26 protein-coding genes are annotated in these 23080 nt (G+C 33.8%); 21 read left to right on the top strand and 5 right to left on the bottom strand.

Annotated features, from left to right (window positions below):
• The first annotated feature begins 1 nt into the window (after nucleotide 1).
• The 12 genes from BFS35_RS14155 to BFS35_RS10930 all read left to right on the top strand — a co-directional run bounded on the left by BFS35_RS14155 (nucleotide 2) and on the right by BFS35_RS10930 (nucleotide 11297).
• A complete protein-coding gene (locus tag BFS35_RS14155) occupies nucleotides 2-3607 on the top strand; it encodes an Ig-like domain-containing protein (protein ID WP_147329919.1) in 3606 nt (1201 codons plus the stop codon).
• 67 nt (nucleotides 3608-3674) lie between these two features.
• Complete coding sequence (locus BFS35_RS10980; protein WP_099577014.1) at nucleotides 3675-4322, top strand: hypothetical protein; 648 nt, start codon at nucleotides 3675-3677, stop codon at nucleotides 4320-4322.
• A 40-nt stretch (nucleotides 4323-4362) separates the two neighbouring features.
• Nucleotides 4363-6315, top strand: coding sequence for a phage tail protein (locus tag BFS35_RS10975; protein ID WP_099577016.1), 1953 nt, complete (start codon nucleotides 4363-4365; stop codon nucleotides 6313-6315).
• An 11-nt stretch (nucleotides 6316-6326) separates the two neighbouring features.
• Nucleotides 6327-6683 carry a hypothetical protein gene (locus BFS35_RS10970; RefSeq protein ID WP_099577018.1) on the top strand — a complete coding sequence of 119 codons (357 nt, stop codon included), beginning with the start codon at nucleotides 6327-6329 and terminating at the stop codon, nucleotides 6681-6683.
• Between the two features lie 52 nt (nucleotides 6684-6735).
• Nucleotides 6736-7026: a hypothetical protein gene (locus tag BFS35_RS10965; RefSeq protein ID WP_099576886.1), complete on the top strand. Its 291-nt coding sequence runs from the start codon at nucleotides 6736-6738 to the stop codon at nucleotides 7024-7026.
• Nucleotides 7026-7466 (top strand): hypothetical protein, encoded by a 441-nt coding sequence (locus tag BFS35_RS10960; RefSeq protein WP_099577020.1) that lies wholly within the window; start codon nucleotides 7026-7028, stop codon nucleotides 7464-7466. The genes BFS35_RS10965 and BFS35_RS10960 overlap by 1 nt, the downstream gene beginning before the upstream one ends.
• Nucleotides 7467-7504: 38 nt before the next feature.
• Nucleotides 7505-7846 carry a phage holin gene (locus BFS35_RS10955; RefSeq protein WP_099577022.1) on the top strand — a complete coding sequence of 114 codons (342 nt, stop codon included), beginning with the start codon at nucleotides 7505-7507 and terminating at the stop codon, nucleotides 7844-7846.
• Nucleotides 7847-8611 (top strand): LysM peptidoglycan-binding domain-containing protein, encoded by a 765-nt coding sequence (locus BFS35_RS14280; protein WP_117946036.1) that lies wholly within the window; start codon nucleotides 7847-7849, stop codon nucleotides 8609-8611.
• 80 nt (nucleotides 8612-8691) lie between these two features.
• The gene (locus BFS35_RS10945; RefSeq protein WP_099577023.1) at nucleotides 8692-9111 is read left to right on the top strand and encodes a CHAP domain-containing protein; all 420 of its coding nucleotides are present in this window, start codon (nucleotides 8692-8694) and stop codon (nucleotides 9109-9111) included.
• A gap of 512 nt (nucleotides 9112-9623) precedes the next feature.
• Nucleotides 9624-9818, top strand: a complete 195-nt coding sequence (locus BFS35_RS10940) for a hypothetical protein (RefSeq protein ID WP_099577025.1) — start codon at nucleotides 9624-9626, stop codon at nucleotides 9816-9818.
• 325 nt (nucleotides 9819-10143) lie between these two features.
• Nucleotides 10144-10836 (top strand): GNAT family N-acetyltransferase, encoded by a 693-nt coding sequence (locus BFS35_RS10935; protein ID WP_099577027.1) that lies wholly within the window; start codon nucleotides 10144-10146, stop codon nucleotides 10834-10836.
• A gap of 83 nt (nucleotides 10837-10919) precedes the next feature.
• Complete coding sequence (locus BFS35_RS10930) at nucleotides 10920-11297, top strand: PH domain-containing protein (protein ID WP_099577029.1); 378 nt, start codon at nucleotides 10920-10922, stop codon at nucleotides 11295-11297.
• Nucleotides 11298-11338: 41 nt separating this feature from the next.
• On the opposite strand, the gene BFS35_RS10925 is transcribed toward BFS35_RS10930, so the two are convergent.
• Nucleotides 11339-12577, bottom strand: coding sequence for a helix-turn-helix domain-containing protein (locus BFS35_RS10925; protein WP_158554310.1), 1239 nt, complete (start codon nucleotides 12575-12577; stop codon nucleotides 11339-11341).
• Between the two features lie 105 nt (nucleotides 12578-12682).
• Between BFS35_RS10925 and BFS35_RS10920 the strand changes: the two genes are divergently transcribed.
• Entirely contained in the window at nucleotides 12683-13960 is a 1278-nt protein-coding gene (locus BFS35_RS10920; RefSeq protein WP_099577033.1) for an MFS transporter, read from the top strand.
• Nucleotides 13961-14041: 81 nt separating this feature from the next.
• Entirely contained in the window at nucleotides 14042-14335 is a 294-nt protein-coding gene (locus BFS35_RS10915; protein WP_099577035.1) for a type II toxin-antitoxin system RelB/DinJ family antitoxin, read from the top strand.
• A 24-nt stretch (nucleotides 14336-14359) separates the two neighbouring features.
• On the opposite strand, the gene BFS35_RS10910 is transcribed toward BFS35_RS10915, so the two are convergent.
• Nucleotides 14360-15271, bottom strand: coding sequence for a DMT family transporter (locus BFS35_RS10910; RefSeq protein WP_099577037.1), 912 nt, complete (start codon nucleotides 15269-15271; stop codon nucleotides 14360-14362).
• Nucleotides 15272-15449: 178 nt separating this feature from the next.
• On the opposite strand from BFS35_RS10910, the gene BFS35_RS10905 reads away from it, so the two are divergent.
• From BFS35_RS10905 to BFS35_RS10895, 3 genes are read left to right on the top strand one after another with little or no spacing between them, the layout of a single operon-like run.
• Nucleotides 15450-16265: a coiled-coil domain-containing protein gene (locus BFS35_RS10905; RefSeq protein WP_099577039.1), complete on the top strand. Its 816-nt coding sequence runs from the start codon at nucleotides 15450-15452 to the stop codon at nucleotides 16263-16265.
• 1 nt (nucleotide 16266) lies between these two features.
• The gene (locus BFS35_RS10900) at nucleotides 16267-16659 is read left to right on the top strand and encodes an HIRAN domain-containing protein (protein WP_099577041.1); all 393 of its coding nucleotides are present in this window, start codon (nucleotides 16267-16269) and stop codon (nucleotides 16657-16659) included.
• Between the two features lie 30 nt (nucleotides 16660-16689).
• Nucleotides 16690-17496, top strand: coding sequence for an alpha/beta fold hydrolase (locus tag BFS35_RS10895; protein ID WP_099577042.1), 807 nt, complete (start codon nucleotides 16690-16692; stop codon nucleotides 17494-17496).
• 4 nt (nucleotides 17497-17500) lie between these two features.
• Here the strand turns inward: BFS35_RS10895 and BFS35_RS10890 are convergent, their stop codons facing one another.
• A complete protein-coding gene (locus tag BFS35_RS10890; protein WP_117946032.1) occupies nucleotides 17501-17713 on the bottom strand; it encodes a YkvA family protein in 213 nt (70 codons plus the stop codon).
• A 76-nt stretch (nucleotides 17714-17789) separates the two neighbouring features.
• Here BFS35_RS10890 and BFS35_RS10885 point away from each other — a divergent pair, with 76 nt between their 5' ends.
• A complete protein-coding gene (locus BFS35_RS10885; protein ID WP_099577046.1) occupies nucleotides 17790-18599 on the top strand; it encodes an aminoglycoside phosphotransferase family protein in 810 nt (269 codons plus the stop codon).
• Nucleotides 18600-18624: 25 nt separating this feature from the next.
• Nucleotides 18625-19119 carry a P-loop NTPase family protein gene (locus BFS35_RS10880; RefSeq protein ID WP_099577048.1) on the top strand — a complete coding sequence of 165 codons (495 nt, stop codon included), beginning with the start codon at nucleotides 18625-18627 and terminating at the stop codon, nucleotides 19117-19119.
• A 293-nt stretch (nucleotides 19120-19412) separates the two neighbouring features.
• On the opposite strand, the gene BFS35_RS10875 is transcribed toward BFS35_RS10880, so the two are convergent.
• Nucleotides 19413-19967, bottom strand: coding sequence for an ATP-dependent Clp protease proteolytic subunit (locus BFS35_RS10875; RefSeq protein WP_096075971.1), 555 nt, complete (start codon nucleotides 19965-19967; stop codon nucleotides 19413-19415).
• Nucleotides 19968-20132: 165 nt separating this feature from the next.
• Here BFS35_RS10875 and BFS35_RS10870 point away from each other — a divergent pair, with 165 nt between their 5' ends.
• Together BFS35_RS10870 and BFS35_RS10865 are read left to right on the top strand one after the other, a co-directional pair.
• The gene (locus BFS35_RS10870) at nucleotides 20133-20483 is read left to right on the top strand and encodes a nucleoside triphosphate pyrophosphohydrolase family protein (RefSeq protein WP_099577050.1); all 351 of its coding nucleotides are present in this window, start codon (nucleotides 20133-20135) and stop codon (nucleotides 20481-20483) included.
• Between the two features lie 91 nt (nucleotides 20484-20574).
• Entirely contained in the window at nucleotides 20575-21621 is a 1047-nt protein-coding gene (locus tag BFS35_RS10865; RefSeq protein ID WP_099577052.1) for a PTS sugar transporter subunit IIC, read from the top strand.
• A 174-nt stretch (nucleotides 21622-21795) separates the two neighbouring features.
• On the opposite strand, the gene BFS35_RS10860 is transcribed toward BFS35_RS10865, so the two are convergent.
• Complete coding sequence (locus BFS35_RS10860) at nucleotides 21796-22950, bottom strand: aminotransferase class I/II-fold pyridoxal phosphate-dependent enzyme (protein ID WP_099577419.1); 1155 nt, start codon at nucleotides 22948-22950, stop codon at nucleotides 21796-21798.
• Between the last annotated feature and the right edge of the window lie 130 nt (nucleotides 22951-23080).

Raw genomic sequence — 23080 nt, 5'->3', positions numbered from 1 at the left:
AATGACATTAGAATTTGAAGAAATACTGAACTCTTTAGATGTAGAAAACAAGCAAAGAGAAAATAGAAACTGGCAAAAAGTTGCGCGAGAACTTGGGGTGTTAATCACTGATTTAAGTGTAATAAATTCAAAACTTGTTAATTTAAAAGAAGGGCCACAAGGTCCTACAGGTCCAATGGGTCCAACAGGACCAAAAGGTGATAAGGGTGATACAGGTCTTACCGGTGCAACTGGTAAAGCCTTTACTTATGCCGATTTTACATCTGAACAGTTGCTTGCTTTAAAAGGTCCTAAAGGAGATAAAGGTGACCAGGGATTACAGGGTCTAAAAGGTGATACCGGTGCGCAAGGTCCCCAAGGTTTGAAGGGTGATAAAGGCGATATTGGTCTTACTGGTCCTCAAGGGCCAATTGGACAAACCGGGGCGACCGGACCGAAAGGTGACACTGGCCCACAAGGTATTCAAGGTCCGATTGGTCCTACCGGTGCAGGCTTAAAAATTAAAGATTCGTTCACTCAAGTGTCTCAGCTACCTACTACAGGGGTAGCCGGAGACGCTTATTTTGTTGGTACAGACTTATATGTATGGAGTACTTCAACGAATAAATATGAGAATAAAGGAACAATGAAAGGCGCACAAGGAGAACAGGGGCCAATCGGTCCCCAAGGTCCTCAAGGACCAAAAGGAGATACCGGTTTAACAGGTCCAGCCGGTCCGCAAGGTTTGCAAGGAGCAACCGGTGCGAAAGGTGACACTGGTATACAAGGTACTCAAGGCTTACAAGGATACGGTATTTACGCTGCTAATATAGCCACTGCTCCAACAGATGCATCTGGGGGCTCTTCAGCTTATCAAATTGGAGATTATGTGCTTAATAATTTAGGTAATCTGTATAAAAAAACTGCAGCTAATACCTATACGCTTCAATTCTCGATTAAAGGGGCAACGGGAACAACAGGTAGTACAGGGGCACAAGGTTATAGCATTTATAACACAACTGTGACTACTGCTTTGACAGATACAAATGGTGGTAGCGTCTCTTACCGTGTAGGAGATTTTGTTATTGATGGTAATGGTGATCTCTATAAGAAAACTGCAACGAACACTTATACAAAGCAGATTAGTTTAAAAGGACCAAAAGGAGATACAGGGGAAACAGGACCAGCCGGCACAGGCTCATCTACTCCTGTTAACGTGTTATCCTATGTTGACGTAGTGGCAAAGTTTGGCTTAAAAGATACTTCTCTGCCAGAGAACGCCTCTTTTGACAACTATGACGGTATTAAAGCGTGGGCAAACCATTGGAACACTCATACCGGTCAAAGATATGTGGTTGATCCATCGTTCAAAGAGATTAGGTCTCAACGTTACAGACAAGTAGATGCTGAACAAAATACTCTAAGTACTTCCGCCGATGATATTTATTGGAACGGTAACACAAATAACAAAATTATAGGTAATGGTGTAAGATTCGTATCTATGCCAACTAACGGTTTTGAGCGTGGATTTGATTACATTGTTGGTAATTATTATCGTTCTAAAAACTGTCACCTGAACTTATTTAAGTTTGTGGGTGCTGAAAACTTTGAGATTGATGGCCTTATCGTAGATGGTGAATCACATAAAATTACTTTTCCTGCAGGAGCCACGCAAGAAGAAAATGCTAATGTTAAATATAATGGTAAAACTTTAGCTGAGACGCATGGACACATGATAGAATTTTCTGGCTGTAAGTTCTTTAAGATTACACGTTCGAAATTCTTGAACGCGTCAGTTGACTGTGTAAACATTTCATCATTAATGGATCTTGCAACATTCAAAGCAACACATACTGACTTTTTCACATTTGATGAATGTGTATTTTCAGGTGGTGGACGATTATCGTTCGCAATGATTGGTGGTACTAACTTTGAAATTACTCGAAGTGAATTCACTAATGCCGGTACGATTAAGAACTCACAAGGTAAGCAAATCTTTTATAGTCCGGCAATGGGATTAGACATTGAACCACACTTCAGTGAGATTGCAGGAGATAACGATACAGCAAGTAAGTGGCGCGCGGACAAATGGAACGGACACGCTAAAATTAGACAATGTTTATTTAATAATAACGCTGGTGGTGGTGTTGCCTGCACTTCAACCCTATTAACTAAACTAATCTCATTTGAACAAAACGTATTTAAACCAGGAACAGCAGGTAAAGGAAATTACTATATGATTAATAGTTCTTTACGTGTATGCGAATTTGTTAATAATGATTTCAGGGGATTAATGACTGATGGAAATTATGCGAAAATCATACCATTTGGTGCAGGGCTTGTTAACGAACAGACTGGAGTTATAAACGGTGAACCGTCGAATGCAACAACTAATTTTATTGGTAATACGTTTGAAAAATGTGATTTCTGGACTAATACAGAAAACACTGATAATGATCCAAAAACTGGTCAATACGGTTTACACCGTGTTTATTTAGAGCGTAACAATTTCTTAGACTGTTTGATTCAGTATAAGAACACGAGACAATTTACATTTATTAATAACGTATTTAGTTGGTCAGCAAACGAAAGTAAAACTACACAACTATTAATGCGTAACAGTATATTGAAAGATAATATCTTCAAATCTGATAAGCCTGGAGCAATCACGTTAGATTTTGGTAGTGGTGATCAATTATCAGTTATTGAAAATCTAATGGCGCAGGTTGGTAAATTTACGATTGCCAACACTTCTAAAGCTACTAAAGTTAAAACGCGTACAGACGAAAATTTAGATATTTACTATCAAACACCATTGATGGAGTATTTACTTGCTAATAGCGGAACAGGTAGCACTACGCCATCTGATACAACCCCACCTAACGCTCCGACAGTCAACCCTGTATACAACAACAGTACGACTATCACTGGTACTGCTGAGGCTAACAGTACAGTATTATTTACTGGTGGATTTACAGGACAGACAACTGCGAACAGCTCAGGCGCTTATACGATTGTAGCTAGCAACCTTACAGCAGGTCAGACAATCACAGTTAAGGCTAAGGACGCGGCAGGTAACACTTCAGCAGGAACGACTGTCACTATTCAGACTGCTCAAAGTGGTACGGGAGCGAACTTATGGCCAACGGCAACCTTCGACTATACTAACAAGACAATTCCGCAACTTGGAGGCTCTGGCAGTAAGTACGCTATGAACTCTGTTTACACAATCAGTAACAACGAGGCTCAACCTCTTAACATGACGGGCTCAGGAGATACTATCACATTTAACGCTGTGGCAGGTACAAGTAAGTACGGCTTCTTTACATTAGAGCCTAATACGCAGTACACAATCAGAGTTAAAGCAAGTGATACGATTGCCAACGCTTCTGACCTTGTAACTATGCTTGGTGGAGATTATATCTGGCCTAACCCTAAGGTCATTGATATTACTTTCACGACTGACGCTAATGGTAAATACGGTTACGACTTCAACGGTGTAACGTATGGCGCAGCTGACGCTACTAAAGGCTTATTCCACAGAGCTAACGGTGGTAAGAACTCAACTACGACATATAAAATCTGGTTGAATAAAGGAGCTACTTCAACAGCAACGTGGTCATCTTAATCAATTTTCTCCTTATCATTTTACGAACAATAGAGTATATTTAAATTAAAATGATAGGAGGATTTTTATGGATAAGGTTGAACAAAAGAACTTTATAAATAATTTGAGATGGAAATATTCATTTATGGCATTATCTGCATTAATGATAATGTTGATTTCTTTTATTTGTTTTACTAAAGAAGATGCATGGTTATTTTTAGGGTTTTCGGGAACAGCACTTTCTATTGTGTTATCAGTGATCGCTATTTTAATAACTCTGATAGATGTTGCAGGACAAAAACAACAAGTAGTAGATATAACAAATAGTGCTAAAGAATTAAGAGAAGTTCTCGAGATGAATAAACAATTAAATGAAGAATATATTGTGTCACTTGAGAAATTGATTAAAGAAAATTCTAGAGAACAAATAATCGAGCTTACTGAGGTAATAAATAAATTGCCGGATAAGATAAACGAAGAATCATCGAATGATGATTTGCAAGAATTATCTAAGAATGTGGCAGAAGCAAAAAAGAAAATTAACGATATTAATCAAAGCAGCGCCGTCATTGATATTGATAATCTAATGAAAGCTTATAATTTTAATCATTCAATAGAAATTCCAAAAAATAATTATATAGATTCTAATTTGAACATCAAAATTAATAAAGAATTGAATAAAAATTTAAATGATTTAATTTCAAAAAAATCTCTAACAAAAAGAAGTGATTCTTAATGAATCGCTTCTTTTATTCTCTAGAAAGTGAGGTGGATAGATGGTTGTATTAACAGACCTTACAGCAAAAGAACATATCATTGAAGCTGAAACAGAACATGAAAAACAGTTATCAAGTGATGACATTCTCACAGTTAGAATTGTTCAGTCTGAAATCAATCAGCATATCATAGGTCAGATTGGTGCTAACTGGAGAGTAAGTGGCGTGACTGATGAAAGCGATAAAAATCAATATATTGTAACACAGGTATCAAAAGTAAATGTAGGTTCAAGTATAATTTTAGAATTGCAATGTATTACTCTGATGATTCATAGACTAAGTAAAATGTACTATTACTTAGTACATGAGGGTGAGTTCAGTTTAAATACGATTTTGAATAACATTTTTAAAGATACTGGATTTATCCCTCGAATTATTGGAGAAGTTAAAACCGGTGTCAAAATGGAGTTCTATGGTGATGGTCAGAATCGTGTTGAGATATTAAAAGAAGCTTTAGAATTGTGGGAACTTGAATTTATCATCAATGGTGAATATGTCGATTTTTACACTCATGCTAGTCGTAAGGTTGATTACATTTTATCTGATGATCTTAATATGCGTAATGTAACTGTACAAGAAGATGCTACCGAGTTTTATACATTTGTTAGAGCATACGGTGATATTAACGATGGTGAACCATTATCTACTGCAGGTGTGAGTTTAATCTATGAACATCCATTAGCAAGTAACTCGATGATAGGCAAGCTTGAAGCACCACCTTTAAGATTAATCAACAATGAAGAAACATCATCTGATGCGAATGTGATTAAAGAAAAATTAAGGCAAGCAGCAAAAGATTTAGTGGATAATTCTTTAAAGCTTACATTCCAAGCTGATTTCTTACACATGCCTGATTTCCCTTATGCTAATCCTAGAATTGCTGATGAAGTTATGTTTGAGGCTACTAACATGGATTACACGACTGCTGTCAGAATCATTTCAATTAAGACAAAAAGAAATGGGAGCGGCGACATCGTAGAGATGATTCTAACATTTGGAGATGCGCCTATTTGGGAAAGACATCAAGCTAACTTAGATTATGCAGCTAAGTTTGTAAGTGATATTACAAGTGGTAAGAAACAAATCTCGAAAGGCATGTTAGATAGTGCAATGCAAGTTGCAACTCAGTTATTAATGAATGTTAGAACTGAGTTAAAGTTTACTGAATTTGATGGTATTCTTGCTGAAAACAGAGATAATCCTGATGAAAAAGTATTTTTTAATAGTCGTGGTTTGCTTATATCAAATGGCGATGAACCTCAACTTGCTATTAGTGGTGCAGGTATTGTTGCAGATGCTATTACTTCAGGAAGTATTGATACTAAATTAATTACAATTGAAGGTACTACAGGAGCATTTGTTATAAGTGGGGATGCATTAATAGCAACTGACCCTAGGAACCCGAAGAAAAAAGTTGAGATTAGACCTGGAACGGTTACAACATGGGGTGGTGGATTTACTGCATATCGTCCAGACGGTGTAACTTCTATGACAAATGGAATGCTTGATAATGAGTATGCTATTTATGCGTATGATCCACCATTCATTTCTCAGAATGCAAGTGGTGTAAATAGGATATGGCAAGAAGGACCATTTTATGTTTCAACTAAAGGGATTTACGACGAAGTAGGAGATTACTATACTCAAAATGCATATCGTTTTAAACATACTGGGCGTTACTTACTCATAAATTTTTACGTGAAAGTAAATAATGGTGCAGGAATATTTGTTAAAGTAGAGGAATTTGCAACACCTGCAGGTATTATAAGTTTTGAACCTACTGCTAAAGGTTTTGTCTATAACGCTGCTGAACCTTATGGTAATTTTAAAATTGATTTAGGTAGACCAACTAAAAAAGAGCGAAGCTTCTATATAAAAATTAAAGGTAATACTCAAGGTACTGCAAATAGTCAATTTGGTATCAGGTTTACAAAGATGGCACTTGATGAATAGGGGAGATGTTTATGTTAAATAATTACGATTCATTAAATGAAATGGTTGATGGTGCGCCTGTTAGAATTCCAGGACGTACAACAGTTTTTATACCATATGCATCAATTAAAGATGATGGTACTTTTGAGACAATTGAAATAGGTGATACTCATAAAGATAAACAAGGGTTTGCTTTTATTGTTGATAAGTTTGTGCCTGAACAGTTTGAAAAACTCAAAATTGATAATAGTGGATTTATTCCGAAGTTAGTATTAAAAGATGGGGAATCAATTGATGATCCTAGAACAACAGACCAAATTTTATTAGAAGAAAAAGAATTAGAATTAATTCAACTTAAATCAAAGTTGAATACTCAACCTCTATCTTAACAGGCTAGGGGTTTTTATTATAGATGAGCAATTAAAACGAGGTGATGTGCGTGTGATAAAAAGGTTTATTGATCGAGTTGATAATCTCGGTACTGAAGCGTGGATAGCAATACTCAATTACATTGATACAAGTATCGACAACTTGCAAGAGCGAAGTAAGAGTAATGAAGATAGAATCAATAAAGTCGAAGAAGAATTCAGAGAATTAAAAGAAGAGCTTGGAGATGCAAAAGCTGTCATAGACAGTAATAAAGAGTTAAGTAAAACTATAAAGAAAACTGCACTCACTACAGGTGTTGGCGCAGTTGTGATGTACATTCTGAATAAATTGGGGGTGGTTTAATGCGAAGTCCGAAATATAACGAAATATTTGTAATGATGTTTAGTTTGTATGTATGGTTTACGTTATCTGTTGAACCAGAACTTTTTACTTCGACGAACGGAAAATCAGGTGACATTTATGATACTTACATCGGTATGGTAGGTACACAGAATAATTTAGCGTGGATAAGTTTAGGTGTATCACTACTATATTTAGCTAATCTATTCACTAGGAAATATGGACTGATAATAATCGTTCACGTTATAGGTATGATTTATTATTTATTCATCAATGCATCATTTTTAATCAACTATCCGAACATTGCATTCGGTGTATTGAGTTTAGTATCAATATGGCTATTCATGGATTTAATGAAGTTAATTGATATTACTGAAGAAGAAAAAGCACGAAAGATAAAAGAGAAGAATGGATTAAATGATTGTGAATCTTTAAAGCGTTAGGAATATATCCTAGCGCTTATTTTAATGGAGGTTTTTAAATGGATAAAGGCACACAGATAAGAACGGTGTTAATGATTTTGTCGTGGATCAATATGTATCTAGCACGCAAAGGTATGTCACCTATTCCAGTGAACGAAGAAGAAATAGGATTGATATTGATGATTGTTACTTCTATCTGGGCTTGGTGGAAAAATAACAATTTCACTAAAAACGCTCAACAAGCACAAGAATTCAAAGATAAGTTAGATAAAGGTGAAGTTGAATTTAAAGGTGCTGAAGTTGTTAAAGAGAAATCAGATATTGAAGTTGATAATACTAACTTAAAACATGCACCCGAAGATGAAGAAACAATATATCCTACGGGAGAAAGGATGAATTAGATGAAACACATTTATTCTAAGCACATTGAAGGCTCAAAATTAACAGGCAAGAAAGATAGTATTGCAGGAGTAGTTATCCATAATGATTATGGACGTATGACGCCATCACAATACCTCTCGTGGTTGTATCAAAGAGAGGCTAATGGAACACATGTAGATGGATTTGCTAGTGTGTATGCTAATAAAGATGAATGTCTATGGTATCATCCAACTGATTATGTAGAATGGCATTGCGCTAATAGATGGGCTAACGCTAATTTAATCGGCATTGAAGTAGTACAATCATATCCAGGTATTTTGACTGATGAACAATTTAAATTGAATGAAGAAGCATGTTTTGAAATTGCAGCTGATATTTTAAAATCATATAATTTACCTGTAAATCGCGACACGGTAAATCTTCACAGAGAATATTATGCTACTGCATGTCCACATAGATCGTGGGATATTCACGTTGGCAAAAACGCTCCTAACACAAGAGCGAATCAAGTAAAATTGTTAGATTACTTTATTAGTAGAATTAAATTCTATTACAATGGTGGTTCGACTAAGACAGTAACAAAACAAAAAGCACCTGTTAAAAAGAAAGTCGTAAAAAAAATGAGTAAACCAAAGTCATCTACATCAACTTATAAAGTTAAAAGTGGTGATTCTCTTTGGGGAATTGCTACATCAAATAAAATGACTGTTGCTGAACTTAAGAAGTTAAATGGACTTAAGACAAACGACATCTTTGTTAATCAGGTACTTAAAATAAAAAAGTAGAAAAGGCGCAGACTGTAAAAAAACAGAAAGCGCCTGTTAAAAAAGTATTTACTGAGTGTTTATTAACTGAAGCTGAAGCAGTGAAATATGCTTATAGTTTAGTCGGTAACGGATATGATTTTGATGGTTACTTTGGATGGCAATGTGTCGATTTAAGTAATATGTACTACTTCAGATTATTCAAAGACTATCTAAGATGTGAAGGGGCAATCGACATACCTACGTGGAACAATTTTACTAACAGAGCAAAGGTATATAAGAACACACCTGATTTCTTAGCTAAACCTGGTGACATTGTTGTTTGGGGATATGGTTTTGGTATTGATAAATACGGAAAGCACTGGGGTCATACTGCTGTAGTTTTATCTGCTGATCTAAATCAAATAACAGTAGTAGAACAAAACTGGGAAGGTGGAGGACGTACTTTTACGGAAAAAGCAACAAAGCGCTCGCATCCATACCATCAAAACATGTGGTTTATTCGTCCAATATATAAATAAATATGTTATAATCCAATCACACTAATTAATAGGAAGGAAGTGAAAAACACTTCCACCTTTTAAATAATTCGTGTATGTATTATGAACACACAAGATATATAACCCTACTGCTCCTCATAAGCAGTAGGGTTATTTTTTTGTATTTTTTTAAATTTTTTTATAAACAGTATAGACATACTACATAATATGTAGTATTATTAATACATGGAGGTGAGGTAATGAATCGCTCAAAAAAGAATGAAGAAAAACAAAAAGAGCGTATAAGTTGGATAGCACTAATAACATCCCTGGTAAGTTTGTTAACAGCTATCGTAAACTTGATACACTCAATGATTAAGTAAGTAGAGGGCGCAAGCCCTTTACCACTTATCAACATTTTATCATAAAAGGGGAGATGTTGAAATGAGTACAGAAAAAAGAATTAAATTATCATTATTTATCGCAGTCGTTGCACTAATAATATCTGTAATAAATTTATTCATATAAAAAAATTGAGCGATTCATTTAAAAATATGAGGAAAGAAATTGAATTATTATTATCAAGTAATATTACTGGTTATCAAATTGAAAAAGAAACTGGTGTAAGACAGTCAACAATTTCTAATATCAGATTAGGTAAATCTAGTTTAGATACTTTACCGTTTGCAAAGGCAGAAGCATTATATAACTTTGCTATAAATTCGGCTGATGATACGAAAAATAAATAATTCGTCTATATTAACGAATTATGATATTATATAGATATGTCTCCTAAAGACAAATAAAAAATCATTTTTTCTTATATCGTAAATCCCCTTAAGTCCTAGATGGATTTAAGGGGATTTTATGTTTTTGGTCATGAAATGGTCACGATTCTATTATAACCATTGATAAATCTAGGGGATTCACCCCGACCGGTGGTACTAATGTCTCTTTAACTTTTAGTTAGAGGGACTTTTTTTATTTTAGATACTTGAACAATTCCGGATACTTGGAGTATCCGGAATTGTTTAATATAATAGCAACAGACACACAAATGAAAGTAGGATAATTATGAGATATAACGAATATAATCAGCCAGTAGGAGATTTGATTAAAGATTATTCACCTGGAATACTACCTAACATACAATCAATCTCAGGAAAGACAGTCACTATAGAAAAAATTAATATTAAGCACTGTGATGATCTATATGAAATTTATGGTGCATCATCAGAACCAGAAAATCTTACATATATGCTGCTTCAAAGATTTGAGAGTAAATTAGAATTTAAAGATTATTTAATACAGTTAATAGCTTCTGTTGATCCTTACTATTTAACGATTATCGACAATCATACACAAAAAGCAGTAGGAACATTCTCTCTCATGCGTATAGACAATCTGAATAGGGTCATTGAAATGGGATGGATTGTGTATTCTCCATTATTAAAACGCAGCAGACAGGCTACAGAAGCGCAGTATTTATTAATGAAGTATGTATTTGAAGAATTAAACTACCGACGCTATGAATGGAAATGTGATAGCTTAAATGAGGCATCGAATAGATCAGCAAAACGACTAGGATTTACGTTTGAAGGCACATTTAGACAAGCTACTGTTTATAAAGGACGTAACCGTGATACAAATTGGTTTTCAATAATCGATAAAGAATGGCCTGCCAATAAATTGAGATTAGAATCATGGTTAGATGACAGTAACTTTGATGAAAATCAGAACCAATTGAGATCGTTAAGTGCAATGTAATATTTTAAATATATACTCTTATTCCTATTAATTCCAAATTTATTTTGTTATATTAATATTATATAAAATAAGGAGGCATTAGAATGGGATTATTTGATGAATTAATGGGTAATTCTAGCGAAAAGAATGTAGGGGAAGTTCAGGCTGAATTTCAGGATTATTTGCTTGAAGATGAAGTAGTAGAAGCAAGTTTTATTCTGATTCGTGATTTGTTTGTGTTCACGAATAAACGTATCTTAATCGTTGATAAACAAGGATTTTCAGGTAAGAAGATTGAGTTTATTACAATACCTTATAAGAATATTAGAGCATTCAGTGTTGAAAATGCAGGTCGATTTGATATCGATGCAGAATTAAAACTATTTGTGGCAGGTATTCAAATGCCAATCGTTAAATTATTTAATAAAGACACTGATATTGTGAAGTTACAAAAATTAATAGCACAAAGATTACTTAATTAATGAAAGCCCGCAGATTATGATTATTAATCTGTGGGCTCATTTTAGTTCATTATTCTTTTGTAAGTGTCTTCTGTAATTTTTGTGAAATGATTTGGAGGGATTTGCTTAATTTTGTCATTAGCTATTTGAATAAATTCTTTTGCTTTTTTTATATTATTTAATCGTTCCTCATTCATTGCTAAGTAAGTATATTTTTGTGCGAAAACAGCAATATCTGCAGGTGCTTGAAATTCAATATCAGGTTGGTATTTTTGAAGTAATATAATTGCATCGTCATACATTTCTTTGCGATAAAGTGCAATACCCTTCATAAGTGTCCATATATTTTTATTTGCTGAATCAAATGTATCTCGTGTATAGTCATCGCTTTCCAGGTGTTGATGCTGATTATTGATTAATTCCAATAAAGCTTCATCTTGTTTGTTATAAAAATAGTAAATCATTTTTGTCGTAAAGATATCATATTTATAATTAAAATCGTTATGAAGAAAAGGTTCTAAATAATCGAACTTATCTAATGTTTGTTTGTACATATCGATATCCCCATCAAGCATATATCCGAAACATAATGATTTATATATGGATGGTAATAATTTAATCGTTTTATTGTTTATACTTTCTTTTTCGGCTAACTTAAGATATTTAAATAGATTACTTAAATCATAGCTGGAATATGCATAAGCAGAAACACTTAATAACAGTCTCGGAAGTGCATTTGGGTTTGAAATTTCATAGTCATCTTTATATTTTTCATATAGTTCAACACCACTACTAAATGCTTCGTTGTAATTATTTAAGATAAATTGAATTGTTATAACATCATTTTCAACATCCAGCAATGCATTTTTATCATTGAGTTCAAGATATATCTGTTTTGCTGTATTTAAATAATCTAATGCAGTTTGATCTTTATGTACTGCTTTTGTATAGGCATAACATTGAAAAATAAATGCACCTTTTCTGTTATGTTTTATTTGATCAATGATTGGATCAAGTATATCTTTAAATTCATGTTCGCGAGTAAAACTTGGTGATTTTAAATTTTCTTTTATTTTTATATATGTTTCATTTGTAATGACTTCATCCCCATCTTCCATGAGGGCACTTACTGATGTGTCTAACTTTTTAGCGATGTATTCTAAACTTTCCATTGATGGATTGTTTTTATCATTTTCTATAAGACTGAGCATACCCTTTGTCATATAATCCCCAGCGAGATCTACGAGCGTCATTTTTTTACTTTTGCGAAGACTTCTAATTTTAGATCCTAATGTATTCATAATAACCTCCATTAATTAGTTTAATTATATTAAACTTTTATTTGCTTTTCAAATTTTAATTTTATATAATAAGTTTAATTAAATTAAACTTTGGAGGTAGGTATTATGGAATTAGAAATGAAACAATCAAAACGTCAAATGTATCTATTAATATTAAGTACGATGATTTCGATGTTGGGTGTATCTATCTATAGTTTCGGTATCAGTTTTTATATCCTTTCTGCTACAGGTTCTGCCAAACTATTTTCAATTAATTTAGCGATGAGTGTTCTTGGTAGAATCGCGGTAACACCGTTATCTGGATACTTAGCAGATAACTTTGATCGTAAAAAGGTTATATTCTGGAGTATTTTTATAGAAGCTATTTTAGTATTTCTTTTATTGCTTTATATTCATTTTCTAGGTTTTAATATCATTGCCCTATACATCGTAACTTTTTTTGCTGCATTTATTTCAAGCGCGAGCAGTCCTAGTTTCATGGCAGCAATTCCGCATATTGTCCATAGTGAACATTTACAAAAGACAATGGGATATAATTCCACAGCAAGTAGTTTGTCGATGCTTTTAGGTCCAGTGTTAGGTGGTTTATTATATGGATTTGTGTCTAAAGAATTATTTTTATTCATTTTCGTTATTGCATATATTTGTGCAAGTTTGGTCATTCTTATGATTAATTTCAAATTATTTAAAAAGGATGATGTTGTTGATTCAAATGATGCGATAATTGAAAAAGAAGGTGTCTTTAAAAGTTTTAAGTATGGGTTACAATATATTTGGCATCATGAAATTTTAAGAACGCTACTTATATTATTTATGTCCTTAAATTTCTTTGTATCTGGTATAAATATAGGCATGAGCAAAATTATCATCGGTCATTTTGAAGCAAGCTCAGAAATGATGGGGATATTAGAAGCTTCATTTAGTGTGGGGGTACTGATTGGTGGCATAATTATTGGCAATAAGAAAAAATTTGATAATCCATTTCCTATGCTTAAAAAAGGATTATTATTAGAGGGTGTATTTTTAATTGTGATAAGTTTGCCATTGCTATTAATGAACAGCTTATGGCCGGTTTATATTACATTCTTTATTTGTGGTCTACTATTAGGTATTACAGCACAGTTTGTTAATACACCATTGTTTGTATTCTTTCAGGAGCATATCGAAGCGCGTGTTCAGGGAAGGGTATTCTCTGTAATCAATTTAACAGCACAGTTACTGATGCCAATTTCTTATATTATATTTGGAATTATCTTTGATCAAGGTTACTATGGTATAACGTTTCTAGTTTGTGGCGTGAGTTGCATTGTACTTGTATTAAGTGTTATGAATCAGAAGTTTACAATACGATCTAATAAATTTTTAAAACTAAAATATGATTGATAATTATCAATCATAAAGTGTAAAATTACTTGAATTTATCTAAATAAAGTGTTACAATGCATTTACATTGGAGGTGCATTTATGGTTAAATCAAGTACGATTACTTTGAGAGTAGATAAAGAATTAAAAGAAGATGCCGATAAAGTTCTGAAATCACTAGGACTCACAATCTCAACTGCATTTGATATGTACTTACAACAAATTGTCTTAACTAATAGTATTCCTTTCGAATTAAAATTACCTGAAGATAAAGTATCTAAAAACGAAATTTATAGTTTGATATCTGAGGCACTGGAAGAATATGGATTTACTCAAGAAACAACTTCTTTAGAAGAAGTCAAAAGAAAATACGACAATGGAACAAATGACGTATGATTATTAGAAAAACCAAACATCTCATTAACGAGATGCTTGGTTTTTTTCTTTTGTATTTAATATAGATATGAATAGCACGACACCGAGTATAATCATCATTCCTGCACATTGGATAATATCAAAAGGCTGTTTCAGCCAGACAATACTGAGGATAACTGCTGTTAATGGTTCAATACATCCGAGTAGCGCAGTAAGTTGTGGGTCGATATATTTTACGCTGAGTAGATATAGGAAGAAGGCTAGCGCGGTTCCAACGATGATAACGAATATAAGATAAACGTTAAACATTGCACCGTATGACAATGGATTGATCTGCCAGTGTCTATTGAATAGACTGATAAACAATCCAGCTATAAGCATCGCCCATCCGATGATCACGAGTGGGGTATTACGGACAAAGAGTCTTCCGGCGTACATTGTATAGAACGCTGCTGCGATTGCTGATAATAGTCCCCATATAATTGCTGCTGGCGGTACGACGACATTGTTAATATTACCGCTCGTAAGCAATAGAAATGTTCCGAATGATGAGACGAGTATAATGATCAGATCTATCGCTCTAAATTCTGTCTTACGTGTAATAAGCAGGAAAGTCAGTATGACAATCGGAGCTAAATATTGCAAGAGTGTCGCTACTGCTGCATTACCCGCTTCTATTGATGCTAGAAATGTATACTGTACCGCAAGCATTCCAAATATTGAATAAATCACAAGCTGGAAAAATGTATGCTTATCGCGAAATACATTCAGTATATTTTGCTTCCTTATCATGGCCAGGCAAAGCAAAAAGATACCGCTTAAGATTAATCTAATGGTAATAAACCAATCGAGTGGTACGCTATAGCCTTGAAAGATTTGCTGGGATACGGTGCCTCCGACACCCCAGAAAATTGACCCTAATGTGACAAACATAATCCCCTTTAACTTATTATTCATCACTTCACTCCTTTCAAGCATTATATTGATTATAAATTTCCATATATAAGAATGTCAACATGACGTGAACGTTGTTTATTTAGAGTGGACATTTTTATGATTTACAGTATTAACTTTGTTATGCATAATAATTAATAAATATATGAATTGTATCGTATTTTGAAAGGAGTGATTAAAGATGGCTGATGAACTTAATGCGGAGAATAATATAATCATATTTCCAGATATTGATGGCATAAAACAGGAAGTTAAAAAGCTTAAAATAGAGATATCGATGTTAATACTTGAGCGCGATGAACTTTTATTTGTGGAGTGTAAAAATATCGAAACAACGTATATGATTCTTCTTGGATTTTTAGAATATAAAATATTTGAAAAGGAATGTTTATATTTACGTTTAAAAAGAAAGATGGAATTGATTCAGACGAAGTTAAATCGTCAGGAGAAAGTAGATTTATCATTAATTGATGAGCAACTGGATCAGGAGTTTATCATATACAAACATCAACTGGATGAACAGCTGAATAAACTGAACGATGCTATCAACTATCAAAAAGGTGAAGCATTGTCAGAAGAAGATTATAAGGCATTAAAAAAGATGTATCGAACAATTGTTAAGTCGTTACATCCTGATTTAAATAGCGATTTAACCGAGGAGCAGTTAAAGTTATTTCAAAATGCAGTCAGTGCATATGAAAAGGGTGACATACTCACAATTGAAATGATATATTTCATTATTAATGGAACTTCAAATGATAAAAAATTGGATAATAAGTCTGTTATTGATGAACGTGATAAATTGCGTCAAAAGTTAGAACTGATTAAGCTTGAGATTGAACAGATAAAGGCGTCATACCCTTATACGATGAAGCCAATAATTACTGATCAGGATGCAATAGATAAGAAAAAAACTGAGCTGGAACAAGTGTTAATTCAACTGGATGAAGTAATTAAAATATTTGAGCAAAAAATTGATGCATTGCGAGGTGTTTAAAATGCACGAAATAGATAAAACGAATGACCATGGATTGATGCATTTAATCCATAATAAAAATTTAACGGTACCGTTGCCTTTTGAGCGTGAAATCTTTTTATTTGATACTTATATCGCCGGAACATCACATATTGAGGGTATTGAGGAATTATATGAGTACTTAAAGGTTGGTCATCTATTAAATTTTTATAGAGAACCAGATAATCCGTATGATGCTCAGGCTATAATGATAAAAAATGCTGATGGTGTTAAGTTAGGGTATATTCCTAAAGCAGATAATATAATATTTTCGAGGCTGATGGATGCTGGTAAGCTACTTTTTGGTAAAATTTCATCGAAAAGTATGAACGGAAATTGGGTAAAGATAAAGATAGATATATTTTTAAAAGACTAATATATAGGTAGTATAGAGAGGACAAAATTAATGACGACAATAGAGATTAAAGATGTAACATTGAACTACAAGATTGAAGGAGAAGGTTTACCTGTTTACTTCTTTCATGGTAATGGTGTAGATTTAACGAGCCATTATGAAATGTATGATGATATATTTGCTGATTACAAACGTATTTATTTAGATATTCCTGGTATGGGAGAATCTGAAGCGGATTTAGGTTTAAATAGTACGAACGATATTTTAGATGTTGTACTGGGATTTATTGAAGAGATGACGGCTGATGAAGAGATTGTACTTGTGGGTCATTCTTACGGCAGCTATATGTGTTTAGGCGTAATGGACAGATTACAGGATCAGGTGAAGGCTGGGTTTATCACATGTCCGGTCGTTGAAGGTCAGAAACATTTACGCACGATTGAAAAGTTGGATCGTCAAGTAGATGAGCAGTTTGAAGTATTAGAGGATAAAGATTATTATAAAGATTATTTAAGTATGACTGTGCGCATTAATCATGAGACATGGGAATTGTTTAGACGTTTAATGGTGCCGGGTATAAAACGCGCGAATAATCAATTTATGAAGAATCTGCGCCGTCAGGATAATGAATTTTATCAGTTTAGATGTGAAGATAATATTCAGATTCACGAGGATACGCTTTTATATGTAATACTTGGACAATATGATAACGTCGTAGGATATAAAGATCAAATTCGATTCTTTGAGCCGATTGAACATATTCATACAACGGTACTAACCAATACTGGTCATAATCCAATGATAGATGCTTATGATGAAGTGCGTAGACTTGCTAAAAAGTTTGTAGATACGTTATAAACGTTTAATAGACCGTATACATTTTAAGATAGATGACGTCATCTAAAAATCCTAGTACTGGAATGAAATCTAGAATAAGATCTATAGGTGACAATGCATAGATGATAGTGATAAGCGCCAATACTTTAGCGAGTGTTGGCGTTTCTTTTTTATGTAAAGCGATAAATATAGCTGGAACATCTATTTTTAATTGTTTTGCACGTTGTTTTAAGTTCATCTTTTAACCTCGATAGTTTTTAGTCATGATATCGAATATAATAAAAAGATGCAAATTATAGATAGGACGTGATAGTTTGGCTTCAGTTAGAGAGGTGTTATTTGCATTACAAGATATGCATTATGTCAGTGGACGTTGTGTGTTAACTGAAATTACATCGGGAACAACAAGCAAAGTATTCTTTATCGATGATTTTGATAAGAAATATATTCTTAAACTCAATCCACCATTATCAATTCAGTCTGAAAGTCAGTTTCTGAAAAGATATCAGCAAATAGAATCATTTCCTGAATGTATTGCGACAGATGATACAACATATATATTAATGGAACATATGAAAGGTTCGATGCTGTATGAACAATACAGTAAATTAAAAATACTAGATAAGATAAATTTTATGAATCAATATGAATATAGTGATAACAGAGTCGGTTATATCAATGATTTAAAACCTGATTTTAAAATATTTTTAAAAGATGAGCTGGCATTAGAACGACTGGTCATCGATGATTATTTTGATAGTGAAGCTTTGTTTGAAGCATTGGACACTGTAGCATTACCAGAGGAAACACCGAAATATGTTCATGGCGATTTCGGTTATCATAATTTTATTATGCAAAAAGAAGTGCTATCTGTAATCGATCCAACTCCGATGCAGAATTTGATACTATATGAACTATTGTTTTTATATTGTTCAAGTCCATATGACATCAATGAAGAAACACTGCGTGCATATTATGACTATTATTTAAAGTTTAGCTGGATAGATTATAAAGACTTTTTAATATATGCAAGAATTATTATGGCTTTACGGCTTTCAACGAGTACTAGACATCATCCGGAAGATACAACACAGTATGTGGTGTTGCTAAACGAATTATTTTAAATAATGAAGATTTTGGGGGTTACCTATGAAAAAGATGATAGTAATCGGATGTCCTGGAAGCGGAAAAAGTACGTTTTCTCGTAATCTCAGTAAATGTTTAGATATACCAGTTATTCATCTCGATCTTCTGAACTGGAAGTCAGATCGAACTGTAGTAGAAAGAGAAGTATTTTTGAATCGACAAAGGGAAGCGTTAAAAGGTGAGACATGGATTATTGACGGGAATTATGGATCAACAATTGAGATGCGCATCGCTGCATGTGACACGATTTATTTCTTAGACTTACCAGTTGAAGTTTGTCTGGAGAGTATCGAGCAAAGAAAAGGAAAAGAGAGACCAGATATGCCTTGGATAGAGACTAGTGAAACGGATTCAGAATTTATTGCTTTCATTAAACAATATAATATTGTGAGCAGACCAAAAGTAATTGAGCTATTAGAGAAATATCCCGATAAAAAGCAGGTAATTTTCCAGTCACGTGAAGCAGTGAATGCTTATATTAATGCTTATTTGAAGTAATAGCGGAATCGAGTGGTAAAGCGAGAAGATACCGCTAAAAACGAAGCGTAATAGCGGAATCGAGTGGTAAATATAGAAGATACCGCTAAAAACGAAGTGTAATAGCGGAATCGAGTGGTAAAGCGAGAAGATACCGCTAAAACTGAAGCGTAATAGCGGAATCGAGTGGTGAAGCGAGAAGATACCGCTAAAACTGAAGTGTAATAGCGGAATCGAGTGGTAAAGCGAGAAGATACCGCTAAAACTGCCGAAAAAAATCCCAATGCATCGAAATGTGCATTGGGATTTATGATTTAGATTTCTTTTTGGTTTTCAATAATTTTATTGACGATACCGTACTCTAAAGCTTCTTGTGTGCTTAACCAGTAATCACGACCTGTATGTTGTTCAACTTCTTCTACAGATTTGCCAGTTTCACGTGCGATTAATTCGTTTAATTTTTGACGTGTACGGATAATTTCTTTTGCAGTAATTTCCATGTTGGACGCTTGTCCTTGTGTACCACCACTTGGTTGGTGAATCATGAAGCGTGTATTTGGTAATGCGTAGCGATTTTCTTTCTTACCTGATAAGTAAATTAATACGCCTGCACTAACTACCCATCCTGCACCAATAATTTTAACTTCTGATTCGATGAAATTAATCATATCATGTATTAAATAACCTGAATCTACATGTCCACCTGGAGAAGAGATGATTAATTTAATCGGCTCATGATTGATTGAATCTAATAATAATAATTGATTAACAACTTCTTTCGCTGATTTATCATCAATACCACCTGAGATTAAGATTGTACGTGATTCTATCATTTTTTCTAACATAAGATCTTTATTTTCGTTTGTCATAATGTGCCTCCTATAAGCTTATTAATTATATTTTATTTGTTTGGTCAATTTAAGTCAAAAAATATGGATTATTTAAGTAAATAATAAAAAGCATGTAAATATCTAATCATGATATACATTAAATGATAATTTGATATGATAGATAAAAACAATCGAGGTATACTTATGGAAAATTCATTTGAGACAATTATCGAGCAAGCGATTAGGATTAGAAAACAATATCATGCGTTAGAAATAGAACATCATAATACAGAATGGACGTTAGAGGAAGATGCGTTGGCATTTTTAACAGATGCTGCGCTTGTTGGTCGATTAGTAATGGATAAAGCTGAACGTTGGCCAAAACCTAACAGTGAGGGTGAGCTTGGTTATAAAATTGCTGAATCGATTTGGTGGTTAATTAATATTGCAGAACGTAGTGATATCGATATTGCAAAGATTTTACCAGAAGTTCTGGAAACACTTGACCGAAATACAAAACCGAAAAAAAGTGATTTCTTTAAAAAAATACAATAAATTCATTGCTTTTAAGCGTTAAAGTATGTTAGAAATAGTACTATACATTTTTAATGCGTATTTAAATTAAAATTATAGGGTAGGTGTACAGATGAATATTAGCGCAAAACAATTCTTCACTAATATATTAAATGGTATGGCAGCCGGGATTGTCGTTGCTTTAGTGCCAAACGCAATGCTCGGGGAGCTATTTAAATATTTAGCAGGATATCATCCTGTGTTTACAAGTCTTGGACAATTATTGATCATCTTTCAGTTTTGTTTAAGTGCATTAGCTGGTATTACGATCAGTCAGCAATTTAAATTTAATGGCTTACAAACAGCGATACTTTCTGGGGCTTCAGTGCTAGGTTCTGGTGCCGTACAGTTTAATGGAAAAGGCTTTATGTTTGCAGGAATCGGCGACATTATTAATATGATGTTAACCGTTGCGCTTAGTGCTTTTGTTCTAATATTACTAGGAAATAAGATGGGCAGTTTGAATATCGTCTTTTTACCTTTGTTTGCAGGAATTTTACCTGGATTTATCGGTTCTCTTACATTGCCTTTCGTAAAACAATTTACAGGTGCGATTGGGCAGGTCATTCAACATTTTACGACTTTAAATCCACTCTTAATGTGTATTTTGATTGCGATTAGTTATAGTCTTTTGATGGCAACACCCATTTCTCTTGTTGCAATTGCAACTGTTATTAGTTTGGCGGGATTAGGAAGTGGCGCAGCAAACTTAGGTATCGTTGCATGTTGTTACACATTCCTATTCGGTGCACTGCGTGTGAATGATAAAGGTACGATTATCACATTAATTATTGGCGCAGCAAAAATGATGATGCCTGTATATTTCAAACATCCGATTATTATGGTGCCGTTACTTATCAATGGTATCATTGGTGGATTGTGTGCTTACTTCTTTAACGTTCAAGGTACGCCGATGTCGGCTGGATTTGGATACACAGGACTAGTCGGTCCGATCAATGCCTTTAAATTTATGGACGGCACTGTAATGCAGAATGTTATCAGTTTACTGTTAGCATATGTCATCATTCCGTTACCGATTGCATTTTTGTCTCATCAATTACTGAAAAAAGTATTACCGCATTATAATGATGAAATATATCTTTATAAAGCTGAACATTAATATAAAGTAAAATGGCCCGGTTCCTTAAGAGAATCGGGCCACATCATCATATTTGGCCCGATTCCAGAGCAGAACCGAGCCACATCACCATATTTGGCCCGATTCCAGAGCAGAACCGAGCCACATCACCATATTTGGCCCGATTCCATAAAAGAATCGGGCCACTTTTTAACGCTATTTATTATAATTTTTTAAAAAGCGTTCCAGTCTTACCATTGCTTCTTTTATTTCTTCCATACTTGATGCAAACGATAATCTGATATGTCCTTCACCGTATTTTGAGAATGCACTTCCTGGTACTACAGCTAATCTCTCCTGATCCAGTAAATCTAAAGAGAACTGATATGAATCACTATTGTAAGCTGATATATCCGGGAAGATATAAAATGCACCTTGTGGTTTTTCAACCGGTAATCCTAATCCGGTTAGTTTTTCATATAAAAAATCTCTACGTTCGATATATGCTTTATTCATAATTTTTACTGTCTCTGAATCTTTGAATGCTTCTATCGCACCATATTGACTCGGTGTTGCAACACAGATTGAATTATAGAGATGTACTGATGTAACGTGTGTAATGAGTTCTGCATTAGATACCACGTAACCGATACGGGCACCTGTCACTGCATGAGATTTAGATAGACCATTGATAACAAATAATTTATCTCTCAGTTCAGGAAACTCTAAAAATGAATGATGGGGTGCATCATATACATTCTCACTGTAAATTTCATCTGTCACGATAAAGATATCTTCATCTTTCAACATATTTGCTAATCCTTGAATTTGTTCGTACGTTAATGTTTTACCTGTAGGATTGGTCGGATAGTTGAATAGTACTGCTTTTGTATTAGGTGTTATTGCTTCTTTAATCGCTTCTGGTGTAGGTACGAGGTGTGTATTAGAAGTATCAACGAGCACTACTTTAGCACCGAGCAGCTTAATGATAGGTTCATATCCTAAATAACATGGTGATGGTAAGATAACTTCATCTCCAGGATTGATGATAGTTCTAAATACATCATCAATCGCTTCTGATCCTCCGTTTGTAACTACAATTTCTGTCTCAGGATCATAATCTACATTAAATTTTTTCTGAATTGACTTTGCAATCTCATTTCTCAGCTCTAGTAAACCTCTATTATGTGTATAGCGTAATTTATCATTTTCAATCGCCTCAATCATTGCATGTTTGACTGATGCAGGAGGAGCGAAATCTGACTGTCCTAACGTCAAATCGATACAATCTTCTAGACCTGCTGCTTTATTTGCAAACTCTCGCGTTCCAGGTATTGTTACTTCATTGATGAATTCATTTAATTGCGGCATTTTATACACTTCTCTTTCAACTATTTTTGTTAATGATTATACGCTATCTCCCTTTAATAAGCAAAAGGATAAGCAAAATAAACAGAAAAAAATAAAAATTCTGACTTGTATACTTATACATATCAATGTA

Source organism: Macrococcoides goetzii (genome assembly GCF_002742385.2).
In the GTDB taxonomy this organism is placed as follows: Bacteria; Bacillota; Bacilli; order Staphylococcales; family Staphylococcaceae; genus Macrococcoides; species Macrococcoides goetzii.
This window is presented reverse-complemented; position numbering and strand designations above follow the sequence as displayed.

What these genes read in the sequence shown, in the direction of transcription:
- BFS35_RS14155 (WP_147329919.1), top strand. Translation starts at nt 2, where the DNA reads ATGACATTAGAATTTGAAGAAATACTGAACTCTTTAGATGTAGAAAAC.
- BFS35_RS10980 (WP_099577014.1), top strand. Translation starts at nt 3,675, where the DNA reads ATGGATAAGGTTGAACAAAAGAACTTTATAAATAATTTGAGATGGAAA.
- BFS35_RS10975 (WP_099577016.1), top strand. Translation starts at nt 4,363, where the DNA reads ATGGTTGTATTAACAGACCTTACAGCAAAAGAACATATCATTGAAGCT.
- BFS35_RS10970 (WP_099577018.1), top strand. Translation starts at nt 6,327, where the DNA reads ATGTTAAATAATTACGATTCATTAAATGAAATGGTTGATGGTGCGCCT.
- BFS35_RS10960 (WP_099577020.1), top strand. Translation starts at nt 7,026, where the DNA reads ATGCGAAGTCCGAAATATAACGAAATATTTGTAATGATGTTTAGTTTG.
- BFS35_RS10955 (WP_099577022.1), top strand. Translation starts at nt 7,505, where the DNA reads ATGGATAAAGGCACACAGATAAGAACGGTGTTAATGATTTTGTCGTGG.
- BFS35_RS14280 (WP_117946036.1), top strand. Translation starts at nt 7,847, where the DNA reads ATGAAACACATTTATTCTAAGCACATTGAAGGCTCAAAATTAACAGGC.
- BFS35_RS10940 (WP_099577025.1), top strand. Translation starts at nt 9,624, where the DNA reads ATGAGGAAAGAAATTGAATTATTATTATCAAGTAATATTACTGGTTAT.
- BFS35_RS10935 (WP_099577027.1), top strand. Translation starts at nt 10,144, where the DNA reads ATGAGATATAACGAATATAATCAGCCAGTAGGAGATTTGATTAAAGAT.
- BFS35_RS10930 (WP_099577029.1), top strand. Translation starts at nt 10,920, where the DNA reads ATGGGATTATTTGATGAATTAATGGGTAATTCTAGCGAAAAGAATGTA.
- BFS35_RS10925 (WP_158554310.1), bottom strand. Translation starts at nt 12,577, where the DNA reads ATGAATACATTAGGATCTAAAATTAGAAGTCTTCGCAAAAGTAAAAAA.
- BFS35_RS10920 (WP_099577033.1), top strand. Translation starts at nt 12,683, where the DNA reads ATGGAATTAGAAATGAAACAATCAAAACGTCAAATGTATCTATTAATA.
- BFS35_RS10915 (WP_099577035.1), top strand. Translation starts at nt 14,042, where the DNA reads ATGGTTAAATCAAGTACGATTACTTTGAGAGTAGATAAAGAATTAAAA.
- BFS35_RS10910 (WP_099577037.1), bottom strand. Translation starts at nt 15,271, where the DNA reads ATGAATAATAAGTTAAAGGGGATTATGTTTGTCACATTAGGGTCAATT.
- BFS35_RS10905 (WP_099577039.1), top strand. Translation starts at nt 15,450, where the DNA reads ATGGCTGATGAACTTAATGCGGAGAATAATATAATCATATTTCCAGAT.
- BFS35_RS10900 (WP_099577041.1), top strand. Translation starts at nt 16,267, where the DNA reads ATGCACGAAATAGATAAAACGAATGACCATGGATTGATGCATTTAATC.
- BFS35_RS10895 (WP_099577042.1), top strand. Translation starts at nt 16,690, where the DNA reads ATGACGACAATAGAGATTAAAGATGTAACATTGAACTACAAGATTGAA.
- BFS35_RS10890 (WP_117946032.1), bottom strand. Translation starts at nt 17,713, where the DNA reads ATGAACTTAAAACAACGTGCAAAACAATTAAAAATAGATGTTCCAGCT.
- BFS35_RS10880 (WP_099577048.1), top strand. Translation starts at nt 18,625, where the DNA reads ATGAAAAAGATGATAGTAATCGGATGTCCTGGAAGCGGAAAAAGTACG.
- BFS35_RS10875 (WP_096075971.1), bottom strand. Translation starts at nt 19,967, where the DNA reads ATGACAAACGAAAATAAAGATCTTATGTTAGAAAAAATGATAGAATCA.
- BFS35_RS10870 (WP_099577050.1), top strand. Translation starts at nt 20,133, where the DNA reads ATGGAAAATTCATTTGAGACAATTATCGAGCAAGCGATTAGGATTAGA.
- BFS35_RS10865 (WP_099577052.1), top strand. Translation starts at nt 20,575, where the DNA reads ATGAATATTAGCGCAAAACAATTCTTCACTAATATATTAAATGGTATG.
- BFS35_RS10860 (WP_099577419.1), bottom strand. Translation starts at nt 22,950, where the DNA reads ATGCCGCAATTAAATGAATTCATCAATGAAGTAACAATACCTGGAACG.